Origin of the sequence: Arthrobacter sp. Edens01, from assembly GCF_001307035.1 — a bacterium.
Taxonomy (GTDB): domain Bacteria; phylum Actinomycetota; class Actinomycetes; order Actinomycetales; family Micrococcaceae; genus Arthrobacter_B.
Map to the genome: position 1 here is coordinate 207,467 of NZ_LKIU01000006.1, position 13,025 is coordinate 220,491.

Annotated in this window: 15 protein-coding genes and 1 tRNA gene; 8 read left to right on the forward strand and 8 right to left on the reverse strand. The window is 65.4% G+C overall.

Annotated features, from left to right (window positions below; all coding sequences use genetic code 11):
- Positions 1 to 5 precede the first annotated feature (5 nt).
- From AO716_RS15480 to AO716_RS15500, 5 genes are all read right to left on the reverse strand, one after another.
- On the reverse strand, positions 6 to 719 hold the full coding sequence (locus tag AO716_RS15480) for an IclR family transcriptional regulator (RefSeq protein ID WP_055242619.1): 714 nt from the start codon (positions 717 to 719) through the stop codon (positions 6 to 8).
- 15 nt (positions 720 to 734) lie between these two features.
- On the reverse strand, positions 735 to 1,595 hold the full coding sequence (locus tag AO716_RS15485) for a metal ABC transporter permease (RefSeq protein ID WP_235472147.1): 861 nt from the start codon (positions 1,593 to 1,595) through the stop codon (positions 735 to 737).
- Entirely contained in the window at positions 1,595 to 2,383 is a 789-nt protein-coding gene (locus AO716_RS15490) for a metal ABC transporter ATP-binding protein (RefSeq protein WP_055242620.1), read from the reverse strand. Before AO716_RS15490 ends, AO716_RS15485 begins: the two co-directional genes overlap by 1 nt.
- Positions 2,383 to 3,318: a metal ABC transporter substrate-binding protein gene (locus AO716_RS15495; protein WP_055242996.1), complete on the reverse strand. Its 936-nt coding sequence runs from the start codon at positions 3,316 to 3,318 to the stop codon at positions 2,383 to 2,385. Before AO716_RS15495 ends, AO716_RS15490 begins: the two co-directional genes overlap by 1 nt.
- A gap of 98 nt (positions 3,319 to 3,416) precedes the next feature.
- Positions 3,417 to 3,641, reverse strand: a complete 225-nt coding sequence (locus AO716_RS15500) for a hypothetical protein (protein WP_055242622.1) — start codon at positions 3,639 to 3,641, stop codon at positions 3,417 to 3,419.
- A gap of 163 nt (positions 3,642 to 3,804) precedes the next feature.
- Between AO716_RS15500 and AO716_RS15505 the strand changes: the two genes are divergently transcribed.
- Positions 3,805 to 4,323 carry a mycothiol transferase gene (locus AO716_RS15505; RefSeq protein WP_055242998.1) on the forward strand — a complete coding sequence of 173 codons (519 nt, stop codon included), beginning with the start codon at positions 3,805 to 3,807 and terminating at the stop codon, positions 4,321 to 4,323.
- 5 nt (positions 4,324 to 4,328) lie between these two features.
- Complete coding sequence (locus AO716_RS15510; protein WP_235472133.1) at positions 4,329 to 4,625, forward strand: hypothetical protein; 297 nt, start codon at positions 4,329 to 4,331, stop codon at positions 4,623 to 4,625.
- A 631-nt stretch (positions 4,626 to 5,256) separates the two neighbouring features.
- Here the strand turns inward: AO716_RS15510 and AO716_RS15515 are convergent.
- Entirely contained in the window at positions 5,257 to 5,664 is a 408-nt protein-coding gene (locus AO716_RS15515) for a four-helix bundle copper-binding protein (RefSeq protein WP_055242626.1), read from the reverse strand.
- Between the two features lie 219 nt (positions 5,665 to 5,883).
- Between AO716_RS15515 and AO716_RS15520 the strand changes: the two genes are divergently transcribed.
- The 3 genes from AO716_RS15520 to AO716_RS15530 all read left to right on the forward strand — a co-directional run bounded on the left by AO716_RS15520 (position 5,884) and on the right by AO716_RS15530 (position 7,022).
- A tRNA-Ala gene (locus AO716_RS15520) sits at positions 5,884 to 5,956 on the forward strand.
- A gap of 144 nt (positions 5,957 to 6,100) precedes the next feature.
- A complete protein-coding gene (locus tag AO716_RS15525) occupies positions 6,101 to 6,475 on the forward strand; it encodes a nuclear transport factor 2 family protein (RefSeq protein ID WP_055242628.1) in 375 nt (124 codons plus the stop codon).
- A 31-nt stretch (positions 6,476 to 6,506) separates the two neighbouring features.
- Positions 6,507 to 7,022 carry a GNAT family N-acetyltransferase gene (locus AO716_RS15530; protein ID WP_055242631.1) on the forward strand — a complete coding sequence of 172 codons (516 nt, stop codon included), beginning with the start codon at positions 6,507 to 6,509 and terminating at the stop codon, positions 7,020 to 7,022.
- Positions 7,023 to 7,096: 74 nt separating this feature from the next.
- Here AO716_RS15530 and AO716_RS15535 read toward each other — a convergent pair whose 3' ends face one another.
- Positions 7,097 to 7,681, reverse strand: a complete 585-nt coding sequence (locus AO716_RS15535) for a hypothetical protein (protein ID WP_152970012.1) — start codon at positions 7,679 to 7,681, stop codon at positions 7,097 to 7,099.
- On the reverse strand, positions 7,678 to 8,265 hold the full coding sequence (locus AO716_RS15540) for a hypothetical protein (RefSeq protein WP_152970013.1): 588 nt from the start codon (positions 8,263 to 8,265) through the stop codon (positions 7,678 to 7,680). Before AO716_RS15540 ends, AO716_RS15535 begins: the two co-directional genes overlap by 4 nt.
- Positions 8,266 to 8,557: 292 nt before the next feature.
- Between AO716_RS15540 and AO716_RS15545 the strand changes: the two genes are divergently transcribed.
- From AO716_RS15545 to AO716_RS15555, 3 genes are all read left to right on the forward strand, one after another.
- Entirely contained in the window at positions 8,558 to 10,927 is a 2,370-nt protein-coding gene (locus tag AO716_RS15545) for a transglycosylase domain-containing protein (RefSeq protein ID WP_082413647.1), read from the forward strand.
- Between the two features lie 135 nt (positions 10,928 to 11,062).
- Positions 11,063 to 12,025 (forward strand): ATP-binding cassette domain-containing protein, encoded by a 963-nt coding sequence (locus AO716_RS15550; RefSeq protein ID WP_055242638.1) that lies wholly within the window; start codon positions 11,063 to 11,065, stop codon positions 12,023 to 12,025.
- The gene (locus AO716_RS15555; protein WP_055242639.1) at positions 12,022 to 12,903 is read left to right on the forward strand and encodes an ABC transporter permease; all 882 of its coding nucleotides are present in this window, start codon (positions 12,022 to 12,024) and stop codon (positions 12,901 to 12,903) included. The genes AO716_RS15550 and AO716_RS15555 overlap by 4 nt, the downstream gene beginning before the upstream one ends.
- Positions 12,904 to 13,025 lie beyond the last annotated feature (122 nt).

A 13,025-nucleotide genomic window follows, 5' to 3' on the forward strand; every position in this document is an offset into this window, starting at 1 on the left:
GGTTTCTAGGTCAGCTGCGCTTCGATCTGCCGGACGCTTTCAATAAGCCGCGCGCCGATGCCGGCATCGTCCTTCCCGGTACCGAAGTACACCACGGACAGGGATGCCGGCAGCTGGCCGGGTACCTGTACCGGAACGGCCACGGAGCCGACGCCGTCGATCACCTCGCTGTGGCTGGTGGCGTAGCCGCGGCGGCGGGCCAGCCGAGCCTCGTCGCGGTACGGCTGTCCGGGGGCGAGCCGGTTCCAGTGCTCCTCGGAGACCGCTGACTGGATCGCGATGCCCGGTGCGCCCGCGGTGAAGGAATGCCGGGTGCCCGGCCGCTGGATCAGCGCGGTGCGGCTGTGCCGGGGCTCAACGGTGACCAGGGTGACGCAGTCGTGCTGGTCCCACACGGCGATGAAGGCGGTCATGGACAGTTCGTTCGCCAGGACGGTCAGCTCCGGCAGTGCGGCGGACTGCAGGTCGCGGGAGACACCCCGCGCCAGAGCGGCAAGTCCCGGTGCCGCGGAAACCCGCCCCGCGTCGTCGCGCATCACCAGCGAATGCGCCTCCAGGGTGCGCAGGATCCGGTATGCGATGGAGCGGTGCACCCCAAGCCCGGCGGAAAGTTCGGCGATGCTCAGGGGTGTCTCCGATTCCGCCAGCAGTTCCAGCGCCTGGATCCCGCGGGACAGGGTCTGGGACTGGGATCCGGAACCGTTGGAGGCAGAAGTCATGCGCCCATCATAGGCTCAGACGGCCTGCGTGCGGCGCCGCCGGCGGGCAGCGATTCCGCGGCCGACAACGCCCTGACGTGGGCTGAAAAGATATGCGAGCGTGAAAACGGCGCCCTGGGCCAGTACCACCATGGGGCCGGTGGCGGTGTCCAGGTAGTAGCTGGCGTAGATGCCGGCCACCGCGCAGCCCGCCGCCATAAGGGGTGCGATCAGCAGCATGCGGCTGAACCGGTCGGTGAGCAGGTAGGCGGTGGAGCCCGGGATGATCAGCATCGCGACCACCAGCACCACCCCGACCGCCTGCAGGGCGACGACGGCGGTCAGCGCCAGCAGCCCCAGCAGCGCAGCACCGAGCAGCCGCGGATTAAGCCCGACGGCGTGGGCCTGGGTGGGGTCGAACGCGTACAGGGTGAAGTCGCGGCGTTTGAACAGGAGCACCGCCAGGGTCAGCGCGGCCAGGACGGCGACCTGCGCCAAGTCCGCGGAGCTCACGCCCAGCAGGTTGCCGAAGATGATGTGGTTAAGGTCGGTCTGGCTCGGTGTCACGGAGATCAGCACCAGTCCGGCGGCGAACAACGTGGTGAAGACGATCCCGATCGCTGCGTCCTCCTTGATTCGGCTGGTATCGCGCACCAGGCCGATCAGGCCGACGGCCAGGAACCCGAAGATCACTGCTCCCAGCGCGAACGGCGCGCCCACCACATAGGCCAGTACAACACCAGGCAGCACGGCGTGGGAGACGGCGTCGCCCATCAGCGACCAGCCGATAAGCACCAGCCAGCAGGAGAGCACGCCGCAGACCACCGAGGCAATGACGGCGGTGGCCAGTGCACGGACCATGAAGTCATAGGAGAGGGGGTCGGTGAGCAGCTCGATCACGGCTTGCCTGCTTTCAGTGTTCCCGCATTCAGTGTCCCCGCCGGAACCGGGGTGCCGTCATCCAGCACATTGAGTCCGAACGCGCGGGCCAGCTGTTCCGGACGGAGCACTTCTTCCGGGGAACCGTGTGCCAGCACCCGGCGCATCAGCAGCACGGCCTCGTCAGCCAGCTGGGGGAGGGCATGCAGGTCATGGGTGGAGACGAGGATAGTCCGGCCGTCCGCTGCGAGTTCCCGCAGCAGAGCGGTGATGGTTGCCTCCGACCGCTTGTCGACGCCGGCAAACGGCTCGTCGAGCAGCAGCACCGAGGCGCCCTGGGCAATGCCGCGGGCCACGAAGGCGCGCTTTTTCTGCCCGCCGGAAAGCCGGCCGATCTGGCGCTCCGCCAGGCCGGTCAGCTCCACCCGTGCCAGGGCCTCCGCCACCGCGGCCCGGTCTGCAGCGCGCGGCCGGCGGGTGGGGCCCATGTGCCCGTAGCGTCCGGTCATGACGATGTCCCGGACGCTGAGCGGGAAGGACCAGTCCACGTCCTCGCTTTGCGGAACGTAGGCGACAAGGCCGGATTTACGTGCCTTCGCCGGGGCCATGCCGCTGAGCCTGACCGTTCCGGCGGCCGGCTTCACCAGGCCCATGAGGGACTTGAACAGGGTGGACTTGCCCGAACCGTTCATCCCGACCAGCCCGCAGACGCGGCCCGGCTGGACGGTGAGGCTGACGCCGTCCAGCGCCGTGACGTCGTCGTACTTCACCGTCACGGAGTCCAGTTCCAGCGCCGGGGCGGCCATCAGGAACCGGCTCCGGTCAGTGCTGTGATGATGGTTTCCGTGTCGTGGCGGATCAGGTCGAGGTAGGTGGGCACCGGGCCGCCTTCCTCGGAAAGCGAGTCGACGTACAGAACTCCGCCGAACTGTGTGCCCGCGGCCTCGACGACCTGCTGCATGGGGGCGTCCGAAACGGTGGACTCGCAGAAAACGGCAGGGACCTGGTTGTCCTTAACGAACTCGATGGTGGCCGCGATCTGCTGCGGGGTGGCCTGCTGTTCAGCGTTCACAGCCCAGATGTAGCGCTCGGTGAGACCGGCATCGCGTGCCAGGTAGGAGAACGCGCCTTCGCAGGTGACCAGCGCCCGCTGGGTTTCCGGCAGGGCACCGAGCTCCGTGACCAGCTGGTCCTGGACCTCCCGCAGTTCCTGCTTGTATGCGTCGGCGTTGGCGCGGAAGGACTCCGCGTTTTCCGGATCGAGCTCGGCGAACGCCTCCGCCATGTTGTCCACGTAGATCTGCGCGTTCAGCGGAGACATCCACGCGTGCGGGTTGGGCAGGCCTTTATAAGCGTCCTCGGCGATGTTGACCGGCTCCACGCCTTCGCTGACCGTTACCCGGGGGACGTCCAGGTCTGCGGTGAACTGTTCAAACCAGGCCTCGAGGTTCATCCCGTTGTCCAGGATCAGGTCCGCCTTCGAGGCACGGCGGATGTCTCCCGGGGTGGGCTCGTAGCCGTGGATCTCCGCACCGGCCTTGGTGATCGACTCGATCTGCAGGTGTTCACCGGCCACGTTCTCGGCCATGTCAGCGAGCACGGTAAAAGTGGTCAGGACTACGGGTTTGTCCCCGGCGCCGTCTGCGTCGGCGGATCCTGAACAGGCGGACAGGGCGAAGAGCGCGGCAGCAGCGGGCAGCACGGCCAGGCGGCGCAGGCGGGAAGTCAACGTCGTCGTCATGCGGAAAACAATAAGTTCGGCAAGCTGGTTAAACAAGTTCGGTATGCCGAACTTTGTCACATCATGCTGATTAGCTGGTCAGCAGGGGGTCAGGGTAGTCACGGGAGCCGGCGGCGGCTCAGGAGGCCCGATCCGAGCAGGAGCAGCCCGCCCGCGAGCGGCCACCACAGGTACATGGAAATGGTTCCGCCGACGAAGGCAGTCACCAGCACAACGATCATCACGGCGGTAACCAACAGCATCCCGGCCACAATCCGCGCCCGTCCGCGGTGGGGCGGCGGGATGGGCGGAAGCCAGGTGGGACGTTCGTCGATCCACTCCATCCGGCAAGTGTAGGAGCGTGCAGGGCGTCTGCAACCCCGCCCGCACAATTTCTCCGGCCACGCTGCCCCAACCCGGCCCGCCGCCGTCGTCCGTCCCTTTTGCCGGGGCCCCGGAACTGGCACAGTGGCGTTCAACCTGTTCAAGTTCTTCCGAGGAGACCTGATGGATTCCAGTGACCTGTTAATTGATGCGTTCGGACGGCTGCCCCAGACCGTGAGTCGAGTGCTCAATGGTTTGAGCGCCAAGGACCTGAACCACCGCCCATACCCGGACGGGAACTCGATTTCCTGGCTGATCTGGCACCTGGCGCGGGTGGAGGATGCGCAAGTGGCCGACGTCGCCGGACACCAGCAGGTCTGGACCGCTGAGGGCTGGGCGGACCGGGTGGGGCTCCCCCTTGCCGTGGAGGACACCGGGTACGGGCATACTTCCGAGGAGGTTGCCAAGGTGCAGGTGCAGTCCGCCGAGGTGCTTCAGGAGTATTACGACGCCGTCAGTGCCCGGACCATCGCCTTCGTCTCCGGGCTGTCTGCCTCGGATCTGGACCGCGTGGTGGACACCTCCTGGGATCCGCCCGTCACTTTGGGTGTGCGGCTGGTCAGTTCCCTGGCTGACTGCCTGGAGCACGTGGGTCAGGCTGCCTATGTGCGCGGGATGCTTACCTCGGGCGGGGCATCGTGAACATCGTGGCCACCCTGTCTGAGTCCTTCAAGTCTCTGGCTGTCACCCGGGTCTACGGTGACCCGGTGAAGGTCGGCTCCGAAACGCTGGTGCCGGTAGCGCTGGTACAGGCCGGGTTTGGCGGCGGGGGAGACGCCGACGGCGACGGCGGTGGCGGCGGAGGAGGGCTGGTGCTGCCGCTAGGGGTCTACGCGGCGGCCGATGGAAACCCTGCGGTGTTCCGGCCTAATCCTGTGGCGCTGATCGCTGTTATGACGCCGCTGGCCTGGATCCTCATGCGGGGGATGCGCTCGCGGACGTAGGCTGCGCTGGAGCGGGGCTTGGTGGCTGGTTTCCCTCCGTGTGGGGACGGGCCTGCCGGTGGGGATTTCCCTCCGTGTGGGGACGTGCCTGCCGGCGGGGATTCCCCTCCGTTTGGGGACTTCCCTGCCGCTTGGGGACTTTCCTGACGCTGCGCCGCGCAGGATTGTCCCAATCTGGAAGGGATGTCCCAAACCGGACGGAAAACGCTCCGGGAAGTTGTCCCAAACCGGAGGGGAGTCCCAGGCAAGAGGGAAACGTCCAGGAACGGCCTGACAAATCGGACAAATCGGAGCCATGTCCCAAATCGGAGGGATTCGGGTGCGGCCAGGCACCAATTCTCAGTCCTTGTTACAGCTGCGCCGTCTGAGGTCCCTCCAGATGACACCAGTAACGGCGGGTGGGAACCTGCGTGTTCGGATGTCTCATCCCAGCCGCCGGCCGCACGCTTGGCCGGCCCGCCGCAGCTAGGCCACCCCAGGCCCGCCGCACGCTCGACCACCCCAACCCGGCCTGCCCAGCGGCCGGCCGCACGCTCGACCACCCCAACCCGGCCTGCCCAGCCTTGCCCCAGCCTCGGCCGCACGCTGGGTGCGCCGGAGATCGACCCAGGCAGATGGACCGACAGCCGGCCTAGGAACCGATCGTCAGAAGCAGCGCATCGCAGGCAGCAGCACAGCGGTGGCAGGCCTCGGCGCAGATGCGGCAGTGGTCGTGCGCGGAGGCGTGCTGCTCACATTCCTCCGCACACCGGCGGCACGCGGCGGCACAGGCACGGATCAGGTCGACGGCGGATGCATGGTCCTTCCCCGCCCGGGCCAGCACCTTTCCGGTAGCTCCGCAGATCTCCGCGCAGTCCAGGTCGGTGCGGATGCAGGTGACCATATCGCCAAGCATGTCCTCACTGAGGCACGCATCAGCGCAGGCCGTGCACGTCTGGACGCACTCGAAACACGCTTCGATGCAGGCGGCCAGCGCATCCATGTCCACATTGGAGTTGCCCGCGGGATGCGAGGTCAGCATGTCCTTGATCAAACTCATGGTCTGCTCCTTGTCGGTGGATCCTCGTGTGAGCAGGCAACGGAAAGCATCCGGGAAACCATGCTCCCGGGCGCAGCTGGGACCGCCGCCCGCGCAGTTGCCGCGAGCCTAGCCAAGAGCCCGCCGGGGGCTCAAGCCGGAACCGGGATTTTGCCCGCAGCCTAGGCGGGTGCATAGAATCGGCGTAGCCTGACAAGGCCGGTTATCCGGAACAGGCATGGGGCTTTAGCTCAGTTGGTAGAGCGTTTCGTTCGCAATGAAAAGGTCAGGGGTTCGATTCCCCTAAGCTCCACAAGTTCGGTCCCGTTCTCTTCGCCCAGCGGAGAGGGCGGGACTTTTTGTTGCCCGAATGTGAAGTCCCCTTTAGGTAGCCGCCCGTCCCCCCGGCTTATATTGGCCGCATCCATGTAACGCGCATCACATACGCAGGGGAAGCATGAACAACAAGGAACTGGTCCTGGACTTCTACGAGAAGTACAACAACCGCGACGTCGAGGGCGCCATGGCCTACCTCGGGGACACCTACATCCAGCACAACCCGTGGGTGGCCGACGGCCCGGAGGCATTTCGCCGGTTCGTGACCTACCTCCGTGAGAATTACCCGGACGGCCGCAACGAAGTGAAGCGGGCGATTGCCGACGGCGACCTGGTGGCCCTGCACGTGCATTCCCGCCGGGTGCCGGGGGAGGAGGGCCGGGCCATCGTGGACATCTTCCGGGTCGAAGACGGCAAGGTTGTTGAACACTGGGACGTTATTCAGCCGATTCCCAAAGAGATTTACCCGCCCATCAATGACAATGGGTACTTCTAGCCAACCCCCCACCCCCGCCTAAGCTAGGGGAATGCTGCCAAAAGACACAGCCCGTCTGCGTTTCCGCGAAATGACCCCGGATGACCTGGATCAGATGGCGGCGCTGCTGGGCGACCCGGAGGTCATGGCGTATTACCCGGCACCGAAGAGCCGGGACGAGGCAGCAAAGTGGATTGCCTGGAATGAAGCGAACTACGCGAAGTACGGGCACGGTCTCTGGATTGTGGAAACGCACGACGGCGAGTTCCTGGGAGACTGCGGCCTCACCTGGCAGAAGGTAAACGAGTCTGAGACTGAGCTGGAAGTCGGCTATCACGTCCGGACAGCCAGTCAGGGACTTGGCTACGCCACCGAAGCCGCAGCCGCTTGCCGGGACTTTGCCCGCGACACTTTGCAGGCACGAAAGCTGATCGCCCTCATCCATCCTGAGAACACAGCATCACGCAGGGTGGCGGAGAAACTCGGGATGAAACCCGTCGCTGAAGACCACGGCGGGCCGATCCCCGTCCGCACGGTTATGGGTATGGACCTGCGCCCGGAGCCCTAAGCGGACGGACCCGCGGCCGGCCGGCAGCCCCGGTGCGCTAAGCCAGCGTACAGCGGGCCCGGCAGCCCGGACCCTTAAGCGGACTCGCGGCCGTGCCGATAGCCCCGGCGGACTTCCGCGATTGCCCGGGCAATGTTCGGATCCCGGCCTGATGCAGTCATCACCGTGTCAAAATCGGTCAGCCCCACGTCGCCGTAGCGGCGGGTTACTTCAATTTCCGTGCGCTTGGCCGAGCGCGGCCGTACGGGCTGCCCGGCGATTGCAGAGTGGCCGGCCAGGGCAGCGCGCCCGGTGCGGACCACCCGCATCTCACCGCCGAGGTCGTCACGGAAACGGAACGTTTTGCCCTTGCGGCTGGTCATCAGGGCGCTCCACTGCTCGCGCTGAATTTTCGGCGCTCCGGGAAAGAACTGTTCGACGGCGCGGTTCAGGGCTGCGGTCTCTGCCTCCTCCCGCCGGGGGCGAAGAACAAGCCGTTCCCGGGCGATAAGGAGCGGGTACACCACCAGCAGGATGGCCAGTGCCACCGCAATGACGTTGAACCCGCCAAAAATGATGAACGCGGCGGCCGTGAAAATCAGCCGGCTCACGGCTTTCTCCGAATAGGAACGCGGCGGTGTATACGGAACACCGAGACGCACGCTGGACTCTTCACTCATGCCCATCCGCCTTTCAGCTCTGCCAGGGCTTCTGCTTCCCGCGCCAGCCGGGTGGCCTCGCGCAGCTCTTCATCGAACGGGTTTTCGGCGCCGGCGGGAACGGAGGCGGACGCGCCGCCCAGCCCGTCCAGCCGCGCCCGGCTCTGCTCCACGGTGACGGCCAGCCGGAGTTCGGCCTGGGCCTTGACCAGATCTGCAACCAGCCGGTGGACTTTTTCCCTCCGTGAGCGGATCTCAGTGAGGTGCGCGGCGGCGATGTCCCCGCGCTCGGAGGCCAGATCATGCATCCTCCGTGCTGTCCCTGCCAGGGTCAGGATGGCGGAGGAAGGACCGGAAGGCATTACGCCCTCAACGGCCTCGCGGCGCAGGCGGTAGGCCTCGGTGACGGACGCGTAATGTGCCGCTGCTTCTCCGGCCACGCGCTCCTGTTCCTCCAGTGTCCGTCCCGCGGCCCTGGCAGCAGCCATGGCGGTGTCCAGCCGGGCATGGATTTCTTCATGGTTTGCACGCGGGGGCGGGAGCTTTCCCCGCCTCGCCTCAACGCTCCTGCGCAGGCGGCGTAAATCGTGGAGTAATCGAGCCATGATTCTCCTCGGCCGGTGTGGTTCCGGGACTTCCAACACCGCCCAGAACGGGGCCTGGGACTGCCTGGCATCAGAAGGAAGTGTGCAGGAGTCTAGCAGTGGCGAAGCGCCGCCGGGATGGGGTTGCGGAGATTACTTCCCGGGGTGGCCGGAGTTGTGCAGGCACGTGAGTCCTGCCACGTCGGAGGTGCCGTAATTATCGTCATCTGCCGCCCGGATGCAACGGTGCCGCCGGGTATTGGGTGCTCAACCAAACCAGTAATCCCATTTTCCTGCGTTATGCTCCCATATCATGGCTGCGCGTAAATCTCCCGTGTTCACCACGGCAACCACATTCGGACGCCTGCTCTCCTTTCTAGGGGTCAGTGTGCTCTGCGGAGTGCTCACTGCGGGGCTGTTCGTTCCCATGGCCGCCGGGGCAGGATCCGCGGCGTCGGCTTCCATCACTTTCTTCGACGGGCTCCCCGCGGACCTGGAGCGTGCCACGCTGGCCACGCCAACCCGGATCGTGGCGGCTGATGACTCGCTGATTGCCACTCTGTACGAGGAGAACCGCCAGCCAGTCACCTTCGACCAGATCTCACCGCACATGGTGGACGCGCTGCTGTCCGTGGAGGACTACCGCTATTACGAGCACGGCGGCGTGGACGTCCAGGGCATTTTCGGTGCGATCGCCAGCAACGTTTCCAATGGAACGAGCCGCGGCGCCTCAACCATCACCCAGCAGTTCGTCACGAACGTGCTCATCAACTCCGCCAACGAACGCGGCGAAGAAGCAACCTACAGCGGCAGCAAGGGTGTCTCCGACAAGGTCCGGGAAATCCGGCTGGCCATCGCCGTCGAGAACGAGATGACCAAGGACGAGATCCTTGAGGGTTACTTCAACATTGTCCCGTTCACCGGCAACACATACGGTGTGCAGGCTGCGTCCAAGTACTTCTTCAACAAGGACGCCATAGATCTGAACATCCAGGAAAGTGCGCTGCTAGCCGGCCTGGTGAACGGCCCGGGCTACTACGATCCGCAGGTCTACCCGGAACGGGCAATCGAACGCCGCAACCTGGTGCTGGGCACCATGCTTGAACACGGGAAGATCGACCAGGCACAGTACGACGCCGCTGTCGCCACCGGCCTGGATCTCACCATCACGCCCACCAAGCAGGGCTGCGTGGCCGCCGAACAGGCCCCATACTTCTGCTCCTACGTGGAACATCTGGTCCTGAACAGCGAGGAGTTCGGTGCAACCGCGGCCGAGCGCAGGTCCGTGCTGTACCGGTCCGGCCTCACGATTAAGACCACGCTGGATCCCGCCGTCCAGGAGGCCGCCCAGACGGCCGTCAATGAGACTGCGAACCCGGACACGACCGCCGGGCAGGTGGGCCACTCCATGATCAGCCTGCAGCCGGGTACCGGAAACATCCTCTCCATGGCGCAGAACACCCGTTTCACCCCGGGTGAGAACCCCGGGGACTCCATGCTGAACTTCAACGTGGACCAGTACCAGGACGGGGACCCGGAGAAGAGCCTGGGCGGCATCGGCGGGTTCCAGCCCGGTTCTACGTTCAAGCCCTTCACCGTGGCCGCATGGGTGGATGCAGGCAAGTCCCTGAACACCCAGCTGGACGGCCGCAAGAAGACCTATCCGCAGGGCGACCGCTGGACCGCCAGCTGCCTGGACGGCGGGGCCTTCCCGATCGGCGAGCCGGAAGGCTGGACCCCGCAGAACTACGGTGACACCAACTACGGCGACGCCACCGTGCTGCACGGGCTTGCCCAGTCCCTCAACACCATCACCTTCTCCACGGCCAGGCAGCTTGATCTGTGCCGCATCATGGAAATCGCCGAAGATATGGGCATCCATGACGGCAAGAGCGACTCCGGCGAAAAGGAGCCGCTGGACATCAAACCGTCGGCCCTGATCGGCGGTGTCCAGGACGTGTCCCCGATGGTCATGGCCCAGGCCTTTGCCGGCTTCGCCGCTGAAGGCAATGTGTGCGAGCCCCGTGCCCTGCTGGAGGTCACTGCCGCCAATGGCAAGACCTACGATGTGCCGGAACCCGAATGCGAACAGGTCATCTCCAAGGAGACGGCCCGCGGCGTGAATTACGCGACGCAGGAAGTCATGAAGTCCGGCTCCGGTTCGCTGCTGAACTACGGCTACCAGCCCATGGCCGGAAAGACCGGTACCAATGACTCCCGGTCCCAGACCTGGTTCATCGGCTACAACTCCGGCATGGCCACCGCCAGCTGGATCGGCAACTGGAAGGCCGGAACCGAGTCCCTCTCCGGACTGGAGATCGGCGGGCGCATCTATCCCGAAATCGACGGCTCGCTGATCGCCGCCCCGTCCTGGGCGAAGTTCATGCAGCAGGCAGGCGACCTCTACCCGGGCGAGGCCTTCGCCAACCCGCCCGGCAACCTGCTGATGAATCCGAACCCCAGCCCCAGCCCTTCGGAGTCTGAGGAAGCCGATAAGGACAAGGAAAAAGACAAGCCAAAGCCCTCGGCCACCCCGGCCCCGCGCCCGACCACGGCTCCCGCGCCGAAGCCCGAGCCGGAGCCCACGACGGAGGAGCCCAGCGAGCCGGCCGCCTCGCCGCCAGCCGCGGGACCGGTGCCGGGTCCGGAAAATCCGGAAGCACCAGAAGCCAGCGTTCCGTAGCCCGGCGAACAGCCAGGGACCAAAAACCAGCAGGTCAGGACGAAGAGCCCCCGAGTCGGATAGTGTTTCCGCTCGGGGGCTCTTCGCTGTCCCGCCGCTGGCAGGACCAGTCGGACCATTCTTCTGGAGGATGCAGTGACGGAGAACCAGCCTGCCATTTCGGTGCGCGGCCTGACCAAGAAGTACGGTGCCAAGACCGCCGTCGATGACATCTCCTTCGATGTGGAGGCAGGCAGCGTCTTCGCCTTCCTGGGCACCAACGGTGCCGGCAAATCCACAACCATCGGCTGCCTCACCACGGTTGTCCCCTTTGAGGCCGGAACCGCCGAGGTCAGCGGCTACGACGTCCGCTCTGGCGGAGAGGGCGTACGGAGCAGCATCGGCGTCGTCTTCCAGGAATCAGTGCTGGACCCGCTCCTGACCGGACGCGAAAACCTGCGTGTCCGCGCCCGCTTCTATTCGCCGGACAAAGCGCAGAATGAGGAACGGATCGAAGAACTCGCGGAACTGGTCCAGCTGGGCGAGTTCATCGACCGGCGGTACGGTACCTATTCCGGCGGCCAGCGCCGCCGCGTGGACATTGCACGAGCCCTGCTCCACGCACCGCCGATCATCTTCCTTGACGAACCCACAGCGGGCCTCGACCCCGCCAGCCGTGCCATCGTCTGGAAGACGATCCACGACCTGCGGGACCGGCACGGGCTTACCGTCTTCCTCACGACTCACTACATGGAGGAAACGGAGGAAGCCGACCGGGTCTGCATCATTGACGCCGGACGGATCATTGCCGACGGCACTCCGGCCCAGCTGCGTGCCAAGTACTCCAGCAGCATCCTTACCGTGACCACCCGGAACCGTCCCGGGCTTGAAGCACTTGTCCTGGAAGTTGGCGGGCATATCCGGCCCGGCGACAGCGAGGCGGTGCGAATCGGCGTCGACACGGCGGAAGCCGCCCGCCTAATCCTTGCGCGGCACGGCGAAGACATCCTGGACTTCGAGTTCCGCCACGGAACCATGGATGACGTGTTCCTTGCGCTGACCGGCAGGGAAGCGCCGGAGAACGAAACACATGCTGCAGCGGAAGGAAGCGGGAAATGAACGTCGTCCTGGACATCACCACCCGGAACCTGAGGCTCTTCTTCCGTGACCGGCTGGGTGTCTTCTTCTCACTCGTTTCGGCGCTGGTGGTCTTCCTGCTCTACACACTCTTCCTGGGCAACCTGCAGACCGAAGGTCTGGGGGAGTCCTTTCCGCAGGCCACCACGGAGGAGATCGGTGGTTTTGTGGACAGCTGGATGTTCGCCGGGATCCTGGGCATCACCACCATCACCACGGCGCTGGGGGCCATGGTCGTTTTTGTGGAGGACTCCGGCTCGGGACGGTTCCAGGACTTCCTGGTCTCGCCCATCCGGCGGGAAAAGCTGATCCTGGGCTACCTGCTCTCCGCGGTGCTGATCTCCATGATCATGACCGCCCTGGTCCTGGTGGTGAGCCTGGTGTACCTCTTCGTGGTCAGCGGGGTCACTTTGGGTGCCGTACAGCTGCTGCGGATCTGCGGCTACCTGGCGCTGTCATGCTTCGCATTCTCGGCCCTGAGCGCGTTTGCCGTGTCCTTCATCCGGACCGCAGGCGCCTACTCAGCCCTGTCAACGATCGTCGGCACGGTGCTGGGCTTCATTGCCGGCTCCTACATTCCGGTGGGCAACTTCCCTGAAGGGGTGCGTGAGTTCGTGAGTGCCCTGCCCTTCCTTCAGTCCTCCATGCTCGTCCGCCAGGAAATGACGTCCGAGACCCTTCCCGCCATGACCGGGGACCAGCCGGCAGCCATTGAAGAGATGCAGAGCGTCTTCGGAATCACGGCGCAGGTAGGGGACTGGCAGGTTGGTACCGGGTACGTGCTGTTTGTACTGGTGGCCATGACCGTAGTGTTCACCGTCATCGCTGCCCTGCGGATCCGCGGACGCGTACGGGCCTAGCGCCGCCCTGCCGCCCCTGGGTGGTGCCTGTTCACCGCGGGAACCCGAGGCCCTGAGCCAGCAACGAGAGGCCAGTTACGGCTCTTTTCGGCGGGTGAAGTCATATGGTCGTTGCAACGCTC

Bases quoted from the DNA above. Each gene is read 5' to 3' on its own strand.
- AO716_RS15480 (WP_055242619.1), bottom strand. From the start codon at position 719: ATGACTTCTGCCTCCAACGGTTCCGGATCCCAGTCCCAGACCCTGTCC.
- AO716_RS15490 (WP_055242620.1), bottom strand. From the start codon at position 2,383: ATGGCCGCCCCGGCGCTGGAACTGGACTCCGTGACGGTGAAGTACGAC.
- AO716_RS15495 (WP_055242996.1), bottom strand. From the start codon at position 3,318: ATGACGACGACGTTGACTTCCCGCCTGCGCCGCCTGGCCGTGCTGCCC.
- AO716_RS15500 (WP_055242622.1), bottom strand. From the start codon at position 3,641: ATGGAGTGGATCGACGAACGTCCCACCTGGCTTCCGCCCATCCCGCCG.
- AO716_RS15505 (WP_055242998.1), top strand. From the start codon at position 3,805: ATGGATTCCAGTGACCTGTTAATTGATGCGTTCGGACGGCTGCCCCAG.
- AO716_RS15515 (WP_055242626.1), bottom strand. From the start codon at position 5,664: ATGAGTTTGATCAAGGACATGCTGACCTCGCATCCCGCGGGCAACTCC.
- AO716_RS15525 (WP_055242628.1), top strand. From the start codon at position 6,101: ATGAACAACAAGGAACTGGTCCTGGACTTCTACGAGAAGTACAACAAC.
- AO716_RS15530 (WP_055242631.1), top strand. From the start codon at position 6,507: ATGCTGCCAAAAGACACAGCCCGTCTGCGTTTCCGCGAAATGACCCCG.
- AO716_RS15535 (WP_152970012.1), bottom strand. From the start codon at position 7,681: ATGAGTGAAGAGTCCAGCGTGCGTCTCGGTGTTCCGTATACACCGCCG.
- AO716_RS15540 (WP_152970013.1), bottom strand. From the start codon at position 8,265: ATGGCTCGATTACTCCACGATTTACGCCGCCTGCGCAGGAGCGTTGAG.
- AO716_RS15545 (WP_082413647.1), top strand. From the start codon at position 8,558: ATGGCTGCGCGTAAATCTCCCGTGTTCACCACGGCAACCACATTCGGA.
- AO716_RS15555 (WP_055242639.1), top strand. From the start codon at position 12,022: ATGAACGTCGTCCTGGACATCACCACCCGGAACCTGAGGCTCTTCTTC.